The sequence below is a fragment of the Phormidesmis sp. 146-33 genome, assembly GCF_052939515.1.
In genome coordinates this window covers 30,201-46,174 of sequence record NZ_JBJPHU010000009.1, presented here as the reverse complement: position 1 = coordinate 46,174, position 15,974 = coordinate 30,201, and the positions used below count along the sequence as shown (strand labels likewise).

The window sequence follows — 15,974 nt, the reverse complement described above, 5'->3', positions numbered from 1 at the left end:
AATTCCTGCTACGGTAATAGGACAGCCGTGGCGTGACGAATCCACTGCGGCGATGAACCATTGGCTGCTGTAGAGCAGCTATTGACCTGAAAATCGACCGAGCCATCGCCGCGATCGAACAGCGAAATTTGCACGGTTCGCGGTTGTGGCAAAATTGGCAGGGCCGCATGAAGCGTCAGGTCAGCAATTTGCGGTGTTTCTGCGCCCAATGCCTGCTTTGCAGCAGCGATCGCCATTTCCACATAAGTACTCACTGACAGCACAGAAGTACCCCGGAGGCGGTGGTCTTTGAGGTACGGAAGCTGTTGTGATCCCAGGGTGCTTTCCCAAGTGTGATCATTAGGCGACTGTGCCAACTGCATCCGCTGACCGAGTAACGGATGGATTTGCTCGTGAGGTGAATTCCAGTCAGGCTTCAACGAGTCAAGCCAATAGCGTTGACGCTGAAACGGATAGGTTGGCAAAGATACGCGACGACGGGGATAGCCTTGATCAAAACCATCCCAATCCACTTCAACACCCTGAACATACAGTCCTCCCAAGCTGGTAAGTAGCGATCGCCAATCTTCCTCGCCCGATCGCAACGATGGAAACCAGTGCCCCGCTCCCGGTGGTAAGCAGCGCCGCCCCAAATTCAATAAGGTTGAAGCCGGGCCGATTTCTACAAAGACAGCGCATTCCTGCTGCAAGGTTTGCATTCCTGCGGCAAATTGCACGGGTTCCCGCAAATGGCGGCACCAATAGGCGGCATCAGGAATTGTGGTGGGATCAAACAGCGTTCCAGTCAGATTTGAAACCAGCTTTCGCTGTGGAGCTTTGAAAGCCACTTCTCCAGCGATTTGCTGAAATGATTCTAGAATCGGCTGCATGGCAGGCGAGTGAAAAGCATGGGAAACCGTCAACGGTTGGCAACGAATTCCCATTTCTTTGAACTGCTGTAAAACCGCCTCGACAGCCAGCCGCTCTCCTGAAATTACTGCATTTTCAGAACCGTTGACTGCGGCGATCGTAACTTGATCGCGATGAGGTGCGATCGCCGCTTGAACGGTTGCAATTTCGGCAAATACCGCTGCCATAATGCCATCTTGAGGCAGGGCTTGCATGAGACGTGCTCGTTCAGCCACCAATTTTAGTCCATCTTCTAGACTAAAGACTCCCGCGATACAGGCAGCCACATACTCACCCACGCTGTGCCCCATCACCACATCCGGCACCACTCCCCACGACAGCCAAAGCTGCGCTAGTGCATATTCCAAGACAAACAAGGCTGGTTGAGTATAAGCCGTTTGGTGTAACAGTGGAGCCAGCCCAGGATCTCGATAAAGTACCGACAATAGCGGCACCTCCAAAAAAGGCTGCAATATGCGCTCACACTTGTCCAGAATCTGCCGGAACATCGGTTGAGTTTCGTACAGTTGCCGTCCCATGTTGATCGCTTGCGCTCCCTGTCCGGCAAACAAGAAGGCAAGTTTGGGGCGCTGATTAGAACAGGACTGTCTAGATACAGTGTTTAACTGTTGTGAAAGCTGATCGGTGGAGGAAGCAACGATCGCTAAACGGTGCGTGAACTGCGATCGTCCAGTATTTGCCGTAAAACAGACATCTGCCAGGGATAGATTGGGCTGTGCCAGAACGGTCTGGTAGCGGCGGACTAACGCCTGTAATGCGGCCTGACTTTTAGCAGAGAGCGTGAACAAATGACACGGACGCTCGACCTCAGCGGGTACAACTGCCGATTCTGGTGCTGATTCAACAATCACATGAGCATTGGTGCCTCCAAAGCCGAAAGCACTAACGCCTGCTAAACGCGCTTGATGAGTTGCTAACCACGGTTGGGACTGTGTTGCGATCGCAAACGGAGTTTCTAATGTGATGTAGGGATTGATTGTCTCTACATGCAAATGTGGCGGAATTTCTTGGTGCTGTAAGGCTAAAACTACTTTAATCAACCCTGCAATTCCAGCAGCGGCTTCTAAGTGCCCAATATTGGTTTTGACTGAGCCAATTCTGCAAATCTTCTCTGGAGCGCGGTTTTCTCCTAATACAGTCTGTATCGCATTGATTTCGATCGGATCGCCCAGTGGAGTTCCCGTTCCATGTGCCTCAATGTAATCAATTTGGTTGGGGAACACACCAGCATTAGACAATGCTTGACGAATCACTGCCTGTTGAGACAGTCCATTTGGAGCCGTGATTCCATTGCTACGACCATCTTGATTGATCGCTGAACCTCTCACGATCGCTAGAATCTGGCTGCCATCTTGTAATGCATCAGACAGGCGTTTGAGAACTACAACACCGCAGCCTTCTCCGCGAACATAGCCATCAGCACTGGCATCAAATGTTTTACAGCGCCCCTCCTTTGACATCATTTGCGACTGAGAAAACGCGATCGTCAACTCTGGTGATAGCATCAAATTCACGCCGCCTGCTAATGCTAAATTGCATTCCCCAGTTCGCAAACTTTGGCAAGCTGTATGCACTGCGACTAGAGAAGAGGAACAGGCCGTGTCGATCGCCAAACTAGGGCCGCGCAAATCGAACCAATAGGACAGCCGATTTGCCGCAATACTAATCGCATTGCCCGTTCCTGAATAAGCATTGAGCTGGGTAACATCGCTGGCAAGTAACCGGGCATAATCACTGCTGCTGATGCCAATAAAGACTCCAGTTTGGCTCCCTGCTAACTGGGCAGGAGATTGTCCCGCTTGTTCCAGGGCTTCCCAGGAGACTTCTAGAAGCAATCGTTGCTGTGGATCAATAGACTTTGCCTCACGCGGGGAGATTTCAAAAAAGTCAGCATCAAACTGATCGACTTGCTCTAAAAAGCCACCCCAACAAGTTGTCATCTTTCCTGGTTTTGGAGCATCGGCTGTATAAAGCATATCCACATCCCAACGATCGCTGGGCACTCGTGTAATTGCATCAGTGCTACGATGTAGCAATTCCCAAAAAGCATCTGGATCAGTTGCACCCGGAAAGCGACACCCCAAACCTACGATCGCAATCGGCTCTGTCGTACGAGTCAAGTTTTTATCCTGATTAGAGGCAGGTGTAGTGCTATCTCCAGCTAAATAATCTGCTAGTAAGGCGATCGTGGGATAGTCATAAATCAAGGTTGGGGAAAGCCGTTTTCCCAATCGTTTCTCTAGCTCACCTGAAATGCTGACAGTGGCAACCGAATCGAGTCCATACTGCACAAAGGGTTCGTGAAGATTGACTTGATTAGAGGGCAAGTGCGATCGTTGAGCAATTTGGTCAATTAACCAGGCTTGAATGACCTCCACCGTTTGATCAGAGTGAGAAGATTGACGGATCTCTTCTACTTGTGGGTGAGGTGCATCAATCTCATGCTGTAATTGTGAAAAGTCTGTACCAAGAGAAGCTTCTACCCAATCTCCGATCACTTGCAGTGAATGATCCAAAAATCCTTGCTGACAAGCATAACGCTGAACCTTGCCGCTAGAGGTTTTTGGCAAACTCCCTGTTTTTAGCAAAAGAATGGCATAAACCTGAAGTTCATGCTGCTCAGAAGTTGCTTGACGGATCGCCCGGATCACTTCATCGAGCTTGAGAGTTTTTGAGCCATGTCGCTCCACTTCCTGAGCAACGACTAGACGCTCCTCGCCTGCTACATCCACTGAAAACGCAGCCGCACAGCCCGATCGCAGTGCAGGATGACTTTGCTCAACTGTCAATTCAATGTCTTGAGGGTAGTAATTTCGACCTCGAATGATAATGAGATCTTTCAATCGACCCGTAATGAATAGTTCACCATCCTTGAGAAATCCCAAATCTCCTGTTCGCAAGAAACAGCCTGCATGAGTATTTGCAAGGGCTGCCTGAAAGGTTTCGCTGGTTTTTTCCGGTTGATTCCAATAGCCCTGAGCTACACTGGAACCCGCCACCCAAATTTCGCCCACTCGATCGCAATCGCAGGGAGTTCGCGTCTCTGGATCAACAATCAGAATTTGCTGATCGGGTGCCGCTGTTCCACAGCCTACCAACCGTTGGCTATCGTACCGTTGATGATCATACTGTTGTGGGGACACAACAACGCGATTTTCTGCCAGTGCTTGACTCTCAACCCTTTGAAAAACGGGTGGGGCTTCCTTTGCTCCTCCAGAAATAAACAGCGTCGCTTCCGCCATGCCATAGCAGGGATAGAGCGCTTGTTGACGAAATCCACAGCCTGCAAACTGGGTCGCAAATCGCTCTAAGGTTTCGGCGCGAATTGGTTCTGCTCCGCTAAATGCCACTTCCCAGCAGCTTAAATCTAAGGTAGCGCGTTCCTCTGGAGTAATTTTGTCGATACAAAGCTCGTAGGCAAAGTTAGGGCCGCCGCTGATAGTAGCTCGATCGCGGGAAATTGCCGACAGCCAACGAACTGGTTTTTGCAGAAATAGAACTGGGGAAAACAGCGTCACGCTGAACTGGCTATAGAGTGGCTGCAAGACCCCACCAATCAAGCCCATATCGTGATAGGGCGGCAGCCAGATTACACCGCTACTCTCCGAGGTTACATCAAACTGCTGACGAATCAAGCTCAAATTATGCAGCAGGTTTGTATGAGTAACCATTACTCCTTTAGGAGCAGCCGTTGAGCCAGAGGTGTATTGAAGAAACGCGATCGCATCCGCTTGAATGTGTGGTGCCTCCCAATCAGTTGCACAATCAGTCAGTACATCTGTTGCGATCCAATGGGATTGATGACAGGTCACCAAACGGTTTGCGTGATTTAGAATAGCCGTCGTTGTGAGAATAATGCTGGGTTGTGCATCATCCACAATCGCCTGCAATCGCGCTGCCGATCGATTAGGACGAGGCGGGTAGGCTGGTACTGCGATCGCGCCTGCGTACAAGCAACCAAAAAATGCTGCAATGTAGTCAATACCAGGCGGATAGAGCAGTAATACAGGCGCTTTTTCCGCTCCAATCTGTTGAAGCTGCACAGCAATAGAGCGTGCCCGACTGTCCAACTCTCGATTCGTTAACGAAACGGCTTCCAATTCGCCATCTGTCAAAAACTTGTAAGTTGAGTGATCAGGCTGAGAGAACGCTCTCCAGCGCAGCAGATCAACAAGCGTAGAAATAGGCTGATAGTCGTCTGGTAGACGATCGTGATCACGCATGGAGGCACCCCCATCTATTGAATCTAAGACCAGACTTGACAAAGGCGATCTAGCACGGCTCTGAGCAAGCGTCCAAATAGCTGTATGACTTTGAAACTATGACGGTGAGTAGGCGATATAGGACTGATACATCCAGTCTTCAGTGGTGAAGACAAACTGAAGCCGCGCGATTAGATTAATTGCTGGTAGCGATCTTTCAAATCTCCCGATCGAGGGATTCTTGCAGAATAAAGGGCTGAACGGGAGAGCTAACTTGAATGAAAGCTAGTACTTTTGGACATCCACTGAGAATTATGCACAAAGTACCGCAGAATAGCAAGACCTAATGAGAATTAGTATGAAATAAAAGTTGAGTAGCTTAGACCTTTGCAATATATGGATTTGATTCAACTTTATATTTAGTCAGAGCTTTGTCAGGTTCTTGACAATAAAAATACTTCAGTCTTTAATCAGTAGGGGCATTATTTTATTGAGAATCTATCTCAATATTAGATCACAGGTTTACCCTGACAAGGCCGCCTTGTGGATAGTTATTGTCCGTTGTGTTGGATTGTTTGAGTCCACCTATCAGTCTAATTAAGTGAGGAGTCCGTGAAACAGCAGCTATCAAGCTATCTTTGGTTAGTTGGAGCCGTTCCTGTTTTTGTTATGCTGCCGATTTATACCGAGGTTGCGATCGCTGCACCTGTAACTGGCAGTTCAAAGGCTTCTACACTTCCAATTCCACGCCTGAGCGAAATTGCTCGTCCTCATACTCGTGCAAATCTACTGACGCAGGATGCTGCACCCGTCGATCGTCCTGTATCAGGCGCGATCGAGGTTCGAGGCGTGAGGCTCAACCAGACCGAGCAAGGTCTTGAAATTGTCCTGGAAGTTCCTTCTGGACAAACGCTGCAAGCTCAAACGCGGACTGAGGGCAATGTGCTGATCGCAGACATTCCCAACGCAGTGCTGGTACTGCCAGAGGGTCAGGAGTTTCGATCGCAGAAGCCTTTCTCAGGAATCTCAAACTTAACGGTGACTCAGGTTGAGCCAACCAGAATTCAGGTAACGGTGACGGGAACAAAGACAGCGCCCTTCGCAGAAATTGTGCCAAATCGGTCTGGATTGATTTTGAGTGTTGAGCCAGATGATGAATTAGAGGAAGAAGTCGTTGTCACTGCCACCCGGACAGAAGAACCGCTATCAAACCTGCCGCGCTCTGTCACGATTATTCCGCGTGAGCAAATTCAGCAGCAAACAGCCCTCACCAATAACCTGCCAGATTTGCTCGGAAAGCTGGTGCCAGGGCTAGGGCCACCCACCCAGCGAAACCTGACAAGAGGGCTGACTTTGCGCGGTCGGCAGGCATTAATTCTCATTGATGGAGTACCGCAAAACCCAAATAGCGGATTTCAAACGGAGTTAAATACGATCGACCCTAGTGCCATTGAGCGAGTTGAGGTGGTTCGGGGCCCCTCTGCACTCTACGGGCGCGGTGCTACGGGTGGCATCATTAACATCATCACGCGACGCGCCACCACACAGCGACTAGAAAGCCAAGTCTCTATCGGGGTTCGCAATGCTCTCGATGCGTTTTCTGATGAAGGATTTGGCTATAACTTTCAGTATGGCTTATCGGGGAAAGAAGGGCCGATCGACGTTACAGTTCGAGCTTCCCTCAACGAGAGCGGCAGCTTTTTCGATGCCAACGGCGATCGCATTCCGCCAACTGGGATTAACGATACAACTAGCCTAAATCTGCTCGCAAAGCTGGGAATTGATATTGACCCACAGCAGCGACTGCAACTGAGCTACAACATTTACAACGAATCGTTTGATACTACATTTCGCTCAGACCCGATCGTCTTTTCGATTCCAGGACTGCAAACCGCCAGAGCGCAGAGATTTTTGGCGCAGTACGAGGAAGAACCGAAACAGACTAATCAAGTTGCTAATTTGACTTACACACACCAGAACATCTTGGGTTCTCAGGTGACAGCGCAACTCTTTTTCCGCGACACCAATCTGGTTCAACCGTTTACAGACCTGCGGGGACGGCCATTTCCCGCCTTTTTTCCAGCACTTTGGCAAACTAGCCTGGACAGTCAGGAATTGGGAGCGCGTCTGCAAATTCAAACGCCCTTCTCGACAGCAGTTAACCTGCTTTGGGGAGTAGATTACAGTTATGAAGAAAATAGCCGTCCTGTGTTGATTTCGGAGACATCGGTTTTCGATCGCACCCGCACTCTAACGGCAAGTAGCACCCGTCCGCAGACCCCGTTCTACACGTTGAATAATCTGGGCTTGTTTGCTCAACTGCAATGGAATTTAAGCCCACGGGTTCTCCTGAGCGGGGGGCTACGATATGACACCTTCAGCTACGAGGTGGGCGATTATGAGTTGGCCTTTGCCGCACCTGGAATTCGACGCGGCGGCAGCGCAGACAATAGTGGCATCTCCTTTAACACAGGCCTCGTCTACAAGATCACGCCCCAGACGAGTGTGTTTGCCAGCTTTGCTCAAGGATTTTCGCTGCCAGACTTAGGCACTGCCTTTAGCAGCGTTGCCCCTAGAGCCAGCATTCGCGGTTCTGACCTGCTGGAACCCCAAAAAGTAGACAGCTTTGAGTTGGGAGTTCGCGGCAATTGGGGAACAGTCCAGGCTTCTCTGGCAGGCTTTTACAGCACCTCTGACCTTGGCGCAACTGTTCGGATTCGACCGGATGGTACCACCGAGCTACAGCGCGCTCCCCAACGTAACTATGGACTAGAAGCCACGCTAGACTGGCAGCCAGCCACAAAGTGGCGCTTGGGCAGCACCTTTACTTGGAGCGAGGGCGAAAACGATACTAACAACGATGATGATTTTCTGGCCTTAAGTTCTTTGCAGGTGCCGCCCCTGAAACTATCATTCTATGTGGAAAATGAAACGCTCCCTAACTGGCGCAATCGCTTGCAGCTACTTTTGGTAGGCGATCGTGATCGAGCGTTTGACGATCGCGTTGATCCGTTTAGGCTAGAAAACTATACCACTTTGGATTTCCTCAGCAGCCTCAAGCTCGGTCAAAGCAGACTAGAACTGGGAGTTGAAAATCTGTTGAATAATCAATACCTGCCGCTCAGTAGTCAGGAGCGCACGGGACTGTTGGAGAACTTGCGATTTGCAGGCAGAGGACGAACGATCTTTCTCCGCTATGCCATCACATTTTAAGGACGGGGGCGCAGGAATGAGATCAATCTATAAGAGATCAATCCATAAGAGATCAATCTACAAATTGTTGTTGTTGAGCGTTGTGGTGTGCTGGCTGGCTGCTTGCACGGGTGGTCTGCCCTGGATGAGTAGCCCCACTGCAACTCTGCCCCCCGGAACGCCAACGCGATCGATTGCTCACGCAATGGGTAAAACCCAAGTGCCAATGCAGCCTAAACGAGTGATTGTCTTGGATACGGCTCCGTTGGATGCCGCGATCGCCCTTGGCGTAAAACCTGTTGGCTCCATTTTGCCAGAGCGATTTCCTAGTTATTTGGGCGATCGTACTCAGGGAATTCAAGTCATTGGAAAGACGAATGAGCCAAACTTAGAAGCAGTAGCGCAGTTACAGCCAGATCTAATTTTGGGCAACAAAATTGGGCTAGACAGGCTCTATCGACGGCTGGCAGAAATTGCGCCGACTGTCATGGCAGAAGGCAGTGGACGATCGGGCGAGTGGAAAGACAACGTTCGCTTTTATGCTAATGTCCTCGATCGATCTGCCGCCGCAGACAAACTTCTACAGGACTATCAACAGCGAGCCGACACCCTGAAGCAGCAAATTCAGCAGCAGTTCTCCAAATCTCCTGTGGTGTCTGTTGTGGCGACGGGGACTGGGCAAATCGGCGCATACACCACCCGCAGCTTTTCGGGTGCGGTGTTGCAGGATCTCGGATTGGCGCGTCCTCCGACTCAGGCATCGGGTCAGCGATGGGCAATTCAAGTGTCGCGCGAAGACCTCACAAGTTTAGATGGGGATGCGATTTTTTTAATTGAGTCCTCGTTTACACCCAATTCTCTGACGCTCGATCAATTTAAGTCTGACCCGTTATTTTCGCGCTTGAATGCTGTCAAACAAGGGCGAGTGTATGCCGTGAATGCCGAAGTGTGGACGGCAGGACGCAGCATTCTGGCAGCGAATCAGATTTTGCAGGAGGTGTCACAGTCGTTACTGGCGCGTAAACCTGGAACTTAGGAGCCTGCATGGAATCCGAGCAACCCCCTCAAATGCGAACATTCAGAACCCTCTGGCTGGGTCAGCTTGTCTCCCTCTTGGGGTCTGAAATGACTACGTTTGCGTTAACGATTTGGGTGTGGGAGCAAACGGGACAAGCCTCCCCGATCGCTTGGATGGTCTTTTTTACGCGATCGCCCCAGGTCATCGCTGCTGCTTTCGCCGGGGTGCTGGTGGATGCGTGGGATCGCAAACAGTTGATGCTGTTAGGAGATTTCGTAGCAGGGTTGTCTACGATCGGGCTGTTGAGCTTGTTGCTGACTCAGCGTTTACAAGTTTGGCATCTTTATGGAATCGGAGCTGCAAATGGGTTGTTTAGCTACCTTCAAAGTTTGGCGCACTCTGCTTCAATGGCAGTGTTAGTTCCAAAGCAGCACTACGCTAGAGCTTCTGCAATGGAAACGATCAAAGGCTCCAGTGCTTATGTGTTTTCGCCCGCGTTGGCAGGAGTGCTTTATCCATCGATTGGGCTAATTGGAATTCTGGCGATCGACTTGGTAACGTTTGTGATTGCAATTAGCACACTTCTGATGATCCCAATTCCCCAACCCACAACAGCCGTAGTCTCTGAGCAAACTCCCTGGCAAACATTGACGTTTGGCATTCGCTATATTTGGCAGCGATCGAGTTTACTTTCTATACTGCTGTTTCTGCTGAGTTCTAATTTGTTTTTTAGCGCCAATTTTGCGTTAACTCCTGCTTTAATTCTGGCTCGCAGCGGCAACAGTGCGACAACGCTGGCAACGGTACAAAGTGCATTTGGCATTGGTGGGCTAGTGGGAGCTATCTTGCTGAGTCTTTGGGGTGGAACGACTCCCCGCATTCATGGCTTATTACTAGGCGCAGCCCTCAGTCGAGTCGGACTATTGCTGCTGAGTGTGGGACGAGGACTCACAATTTGGGTGATTGCGGCGTGGATTACGGCTTTTTTTGTTCCGTTTGTTGGCAGCGCCAATCAAGCAATTTGGTTGGCTAAGGTCGAGCCAGAAGTGCAGGGTCGAGTTTTTGCGGCTCGGTATCTGATTGCTCAAGCAGCCTCACCCTTGGGATTTGCGATCGCGGGCCCTTTGGCAGATTATGTATTTGAGCCTGCCATGCTGCCAGGTGGACGGCTAGCAGGTTTACTGGGTGGGCTATTTGGCACCGGAGTCGGGGCAGGAATCGCTCTACAATATGCACTATTGGCAGTCTGTGGATTGGCGATCGGCTTGAGTGGATATAGTATCCACCGTTTGCGAGATGTGGAAACCCTTATCCCCGATCATGATACAGCGATCAGATAGCAAATCGATTATGACAGCGTTAGAACCCCTTAGTAATTGTCAGTTTTGCTCCGTTGTCTCTAAAACCAATGGAGAAGATCCGATCGGCACAGCAGGCAATCATGAACACTGGTTAATCCTGGAGGCAGCGCTCCCCTGGTCAGAAAAACTGATGGAAGAACCTGCCATCAAGCCTCTGATCACGCTGATAAAAAAATTGATTTTAGAGCAGCAAGTTAAACTGAGACCCATCGTGATTGCACCCGATCGTGAGTATTCTCGTGCTGGCTACAATCGTGTTCTCTACTACCATCAACCAACTCGTTTATTTACCCAGTTTGAAAAGCAGGAATATTGGGTGCCAGAGGCAGAGACTACTCGATTAGCAACGGCTTTACTACAAAAAATTGCAGGGCATCCAAATGAGTTAGAAGCCTTTCAGTCGTACCAAATTGACAGCCGCCACATCCGAGAATTATTGGTCTGCACTCATGGAAATGTGGATGTTGCTTGTTCTCGATTCGGCTTCCCCATCTATAAAACGCTGCGAGACAAGTATGCGCCTGAGTCTGCGGGATCTCTGCGAGTCTGGCGCTGTAGTCACTTTGGGGGACACCAATTTGCACCCACCTTAATTGACCTACCACAGGGACAGTACTGGGGACATCTTGAACCTGATCTATTGGATTTGTTGGTGTATCGCCGGGGAGAACTCTCCAAGCTACGATCGTGCTATCGCGGCTGGTCTGGGTTGGAAAAATTTGCCCAAATGGTCGAGCGAGAGATCTGGATGCGAGAAGGCTGGGACTGGCTAGATTATCGCAAAACTGGACAAATTCTAACTAGCGATCCGGGAGGAGTCAGCCGTTACCTCTATCAACTGCTCAAACAGATTCCCTCCAAACGATTGCAGTTTTTGATCAAACAGCGAAGCCATAAACCAAATTGGGCAGAGATTCGGATTGAATTTAGCTCACCCGATGGTACAGATGCAGGTGCTTATGAAGCGCGAGTTGAGGTGTGTGGAGAAGTAATCAGTGCTTTGCAGTCAGGCGGACACGCTCACGTGAGCCGAAGGCAACGCTTAAAGCTGCAACCTGTAAAGCAATATCGCGTCAGTCAATTGAGGCGCTGTGATGGTTGATCCTCCCGCTTCCTCAAACGAATCGCCACGGCTGCGAAGCAGAATGATCGGTCTGGCGATCGGGGTGCTGTTGCTGATCGGCTGCTTTCTAGTCAACCTGGTTGCAGGCGCAGCTAGGACTGACTTCAACACGGTTTGGAATGCCCTCTTTGCCTTTAACGACTCGACCGAACAGGTGATTATCCGCACAGCACGATTGCCTCGCGCTTTGATTGCCCCCACAGTCGGAGCCGCGCTGGCGATCGCGGGTGCTTTGATGCAGGGGTTGACCCGCAATCCTTTGGCAGACTCCGGTTTGCTCGGAATCAATGCAGGAGCCGCGCTTGCTGTTGTCGCTACTACCGTTTGGCTGGGGAATGCTTCCATGCAACTCTACTCTTGGGTGGCGTTTGTTGGGGCGGCGATCGCGGCAGGTGCAGTTTACTTCCTCGGTTCCCTGGGGCGCAGGGGCATGACGACTTTGAAGCTCGTTCTAGCGGGGGCAGTTCTGTCCTATCTGCTGGCTGCATTCACCACAGGGCTATTAATTTTGAGCGAACGCACTCTAGAAGAGATTCGCTTTTGGCTGGCGGGATCGGTCGCTGGACAAAATTTGGAAGCCTTTTGGCAAGTTTCTCCCTACCTGATCGCTGGATTTGCGATCGCCTTTAGTTTAGGACGACAAATGACTGCACTGGCACTGGGAGAAGAAGTGGCTCATGGGTTAGGACTGCGAATTGGACGGGTCAAGGCGATGAGCGCGATCGCAGTGGTGCTGCTGGCGGGCGGGTCAGTGGCACTGGCAGGCCCGATCGCCTTTGTGGGCTTGGTGGTGCCACATTTAGTGCGATTTTGGGTCGGGGTCGATTACCGCTGGCTCCTGCCGTATGCTGCTATTTGGGGAGCAATTTTGCTGTCGCTGGCAGATTTAGCGGCTCGCTGGCTACTGCAACCCCAAGAATTGCCTGTGGGTGTCATGATGACCTTGCTGGGAGGGCCATTTTTTGTCTACCTGGCGCGATCGCGGGTGAAGTCATGAAGTCAAAGGGAACTAAAGCAGCACTCACAAAACCCTGGTTGGTCTGGCGATCGCGGCTGTTCTCTATTCGGCTCGATCGTCGGGTTCCTGGCGTGCTGTTGGTTTTGGTGCTGATGATCCTGGGGATGCTGATTGTTAGTATCGGCTACGGAAATTATTTCTTGCCGCCGCTGGAAGTGGTTCGAGCCTTGTTAGGACAAGAAACAACCAATCCTGATGCGTCTCTGCTGGTGCTGACGCTGCGGTTGCCACGGGCGATCGCGGCACTGGAGGTGGGGATGGGATTGGCGGTGGCTGGCACAATCTCACAGGGGGTGACTCGCAATCCCTTAGCGGCTCCAGAAATTGTCGGTGTGCAAGCAGGCGCAGGGTTAGTCGCGGTAGCAATTCTAGTGCTGCTGCCTGCGCTGCCGCTGGTGCTGCTGCCTGTTGCTGCCTTTGTCGGCGGATTGTTGACCGCACTGCTAGTCTACCTGCTGGCGTGGAATCGGGGCAGCACCCCGCTGCGGCTGGTTCTGGTGGGAATTGGGGTGGCTGCGATCGCCACGGCACTGACCACGCTGCTGATTACGTTTGGGGAGATCCGTGAGGTAAGTCAGGCATTGGTCTGGCTCATCGGCAGCGTCTACGGCTGCGGTTGGGAACAGGTGGCAACGCTGTTTCCCTGGTTGCTGATATTCTTGCCGATGGCGTGGGGGCTGGCGCGGGAGTTGAATGCGCTGACGTTAGGAGACGACATTGCTCGCGGCTTGGGCAGCCAAGTTGAGTGGCAGCGAGGATTGCTGGTGCTGACTAGCGTGGCACTAACGGGAGCCAGCGTTGCCATTGCCGGAACGCTCGGATTTATTGGGCTGATGGCTCCCCATCTAGCTCGTCAACTGGTGGGGTCTTCCCACGCCGGATTGATTCCCACTGCTGCTTTAATCGGAGGCTTGATTGTGGTAGCGGCGGATCTCGTTGGTCGTAGTGTGTTTGCCCCGATCGAACTACCTTGTGGAGTCATCACTGCCGTTTTGGGTGCGCCCTATTTTCTGTATTTGTTGCGGCAAGATTACGATCGCTAGCCATACCTCTTGACTCCTAATTCCACGGCTGATTGCATACAAGGATTACCCTCACCACCCGCAAGAGAGCAGACTCCAATTTTACGGTAGTCATTGGTCATCCGGCGGGGGAGATTGTGCGATATGTCAAAGAGCAGGCGATCGATTTAATTGTGATTCCTGCTCAAGACGATACCGAAGGTGTATTCAGTCATTTTCTATTTGGCTCCGTCGCCGAGCAGCTAGTCAGACATGCCCCTTGTCCCGTCTTAGTCATGCGTTAGAAACAACAGACAATGTGACTGACAATGTGTAACAAACAGTGTGATGAACGCAGCGTGAAGTAAAGAATGAGAGACAAAGCCAGTCCTATTTCATCCCTCATCCCTCACCCCTCATCCCTTCCCTATCTACTTGGTTCAAACGATCGCTTCCACCTTCCGTTGCGCCTCGCCTTGCAAAAACTCAGCCACCTGTGCCTCAATTTCGTCCCGCACAATCTGCCGATATTCTACAAAATGCTCAATTTGAGCGCAGACTGCCAGATAACTGCTGATACCGCGAGGATTGTGGCGATACATACTTGCTAGATTGCGCCAAAACTGCCAGCGTGTTTTACGAACTAGCCCTTGTCGCCAACAGATCGTTAATAAAGCTCGCACCATCACCCAGTTGACATTTTTGCGCGTTGATCGTCCCTTGTTTGGGTAGGTCGCTTCTCCGAGTAAACGATAATGACGGTAGGCGCGATCGAGAAACTTCTCAGGGTCATACAGTTCCCAAAAGGCTTCTACATACTCCTGGGCGATGTCTTCGAGAGGGCGCGTGGGCACATAGTTCATTAAAGTCGTCTGGTTAATGTTGGCTGACTTACTGCGAAGTCGTCCTTCTTTTTCGAGTCGGTGCCAGAGGGCAGTGTCGGGAAGCGCCTGCAACATACTAAACAAGGCCGTGGGAATGGCAGTTTGTTCGACAAATTTGACGATCCGCGCCCCGGCTCCCGCCTTTTCACCATCAAAGCCAATGATAAAACCCGCCATGACTCGGAGACCTGTGCGCGTAATCGCATTTACAGCATCGGTGAGCGAATCTCTTGTATTTTGGTACTTCTGAGTTAGGGCAAGACTTTCTTCGTCGGGCGTTTCGATGCCCAAAAAGACGGCTCCAAAGTTACACAACACCATTGCATCCATTAACTCTTGATCCTGGGCGAGATCAACCGATGCTTCAGTCGCAAATGAGAAGGGATATTCGTGAGCCACCATCCAGGGATGCAGTTCTTTGAGGAATAACTTAACGTTGCGCTTGTTGCCGATGAAGTTGTCATCCACCATAAAGATGCTGCGTCGCCAGCCGAGTTCATACAAGCGATCGAGTTCTGCAAGGAGTTGACCGGGAGACTTGGTGCGAGGTTTGCGTCCGTAGAGAACAATGATGTCGCAAAATTCGCATTGAAACGGACAGCCGCGCGAAAACTGCACCGACATTTCGGCATAAGCCTCAAACTCCAGCAAGTCAAAGCGAGGAACCGGAGTTAGCGTCACATCTGGCTTAACTCCATCCGATCGAAAGATACCCGATCGATCGCCCTGAGCAATGGCTGCAATAAACAAGGGCAGGGTAATTTCTCCCTCATCCAAAATCAAGAAGTCGGCTCCTGCCAGTTTTGCATCATCGGGCAGCGCCGTGGGATAGGGCCCGCCGACGGCTACCTGTTTGCCTCTGCGTTTTGCCTCTTGAATCTGTTCTAGTAAATCCTCTTTTTGAACAATCATCGCCGACAGAATGACGAGATCAGCCCAGGCCCATTCTGCCTCTGTGACTTGCCGCACATTGCGATCGACCAGCTTAAATTCCCAGTCTTGAGGCAACATCGCCGCCACCGTCACCAACCCCAAAGGGGGCAACATCGCTTTGCGATCAAGCAGTGCCAGTGTTTTTTCAAATGACCAAAAGCTCTTCGGAAACCGGGGATACAGCAGTAAAACGTTCATAAAATAACCAGACAGTATGGACAGTATAGTGGATTCCATAAGGCTCCCCTGGCGATCGGGCTTTTTGGAGAACCAGGGCTAGAGAGCAGCTCTAATCTAACTGACGTAAATTTGATGTAGTCTTTTGCGATTGTC

9 protein-coding genes are annotated in these 15,974 nt (G+C 51.0%); 7 read left to right on the top strand and 2 right to left on the bottom strand.

What is annotated here, in order from left to right:
• Positions 1 to 8 precede the first annotated feature (8 nt).
• Complete coding sequence (locus tag ACJ2PR_RS05985; RefSeq protein ID WP_446876350.1) at positions 9 to 5,132, bottom strand: beta-ketoacyl synthase N-terminal-like domain-containing protein; 5,124 nt, start codon at positions 5,130 to 5,132, stop codon at positions 9 to 11.
• 591 nt (positions 5,133 to 5,723) lie between these two features.
• On the opposite strand from ACJ2PR_RS05985, the gene ACJ2PR_RS05980 reads away from it, so the two are divergent.
• The 7 genes from ACJ2PR_RS05980 to ACJ2PR_RS05950 all read left to right on the top strand — a co-directional run bounded on the left by ACJ2PR_RS05980 (position 5,724) and on the right by ACJ2PR_RS05950 (position 14,129).
• A complete protein-coding gene (locus ACJ2PR_RS05980) occupies positions 5,724 to 8,324 on the top strand; it encodes a TonB-dependent receptor domain-containing protein (protein WP_446876349.1) in 2,601 nt (866 codons plus the stop codon).
• Between the two features lie 70 nt (positions 8,325 to 8,394).
• Positions 8,395 to 9,339: an ABC transporter substrate-binding protein gene (locus tag ACJ2PR_RS05975; protein ID WP_446876348.1), complete on the top strand. Its 945-nt coding sequence runs from the start codon at positions 8,395 to 8,397 to the stop codon at positions 9,337 to 9,339.
• An 8-nt stretch (positions 9,340 to 9,347) separates the two neighbouring features.
• A complete protein-coding gene (locus tag ACJ2PR_RS05970; protein WP_446876347.1) occupies positions 9,348 to 10,661 on the top strand; it encodes an MFS transporter in 1,314 nt (437 codons plus the stop codon).
• A gap of 10 nt (positions 10,662 to 10,671) precedes the next feature.
• A complete protein-coding gene (locus ACJ2PR_RS05965; protein ID WP_446876346.1) occupies positions 10,672 to 11,784 on the top strand; it encodes a sucrase ferredoxin in 1,113 nt (370 codons plus the stop codon).
• Positions 11,777 to 12,802 carry a FecCD family ABC transporter permease gene (locus ACJ2PR_RS05960; protein ID WP_446876345.1) on the top strand — a complete coding sequence of 342 codons (1,026 nt, stop codon included), beginning with the start codon at positions 11,777 to 11,779 and terminating at the stop codon, positions 12,800 to 12,802. Before ACJ2PR_RS05965 ends, ACJ2PR_RS05960 begins: the two co-directional genes overlap by 8 nt.
• Positions 12,799 to 13,866 carry a FecCD family ABC transporter permease gene (locus ACJ2PR_RS05955; RefSeq protein ID WP_446876344.1) on the top strand — a complete coding sequence of 356 codons (1,068 nt, stop codon included), beginning with the start codon at positions 12,799 to 12,801 and terminating at the stop codon, positions 13,864 to 13,866. The genes ACJ2PR_RS05960 and ACJ2PR_RS05955 overlap by 4 nt, the downstream gene beginning before the upstream one ends.
• A gap of 32 nt (positions 13,867 to 13,898) precedes the next feature.
• Entirely contained in the window at positions 13,899 to 14,129 is a 231-nt protein-coding gene (locus ACJ2PR_RS05950) for a universal stress protein (protein WP_446876343.1), read from the top strand.
• Between the two features lie 135 nt (positions 14,130 to 14,264).
• Here ACJ2PR_RS05950 and ACJ2PR_RS05945 read toward each other — a convergent pair whose 3' ends face one another.
• Positions 14,265 to 15,839: a B12-binding domain-containing radical SAM protein gene (locus ACJ2PR_RS05945; RefSeq protein WP_446876342.1), complete on the bottom strand. Its 1,575-nt coding sequence runs from the start codon at positions 15,837 to 15,839 to the stop codon at positions 14,265 to 14,267.
• Positions 15,840 to 15,974 lie beyond the last annotated feature (135 nt).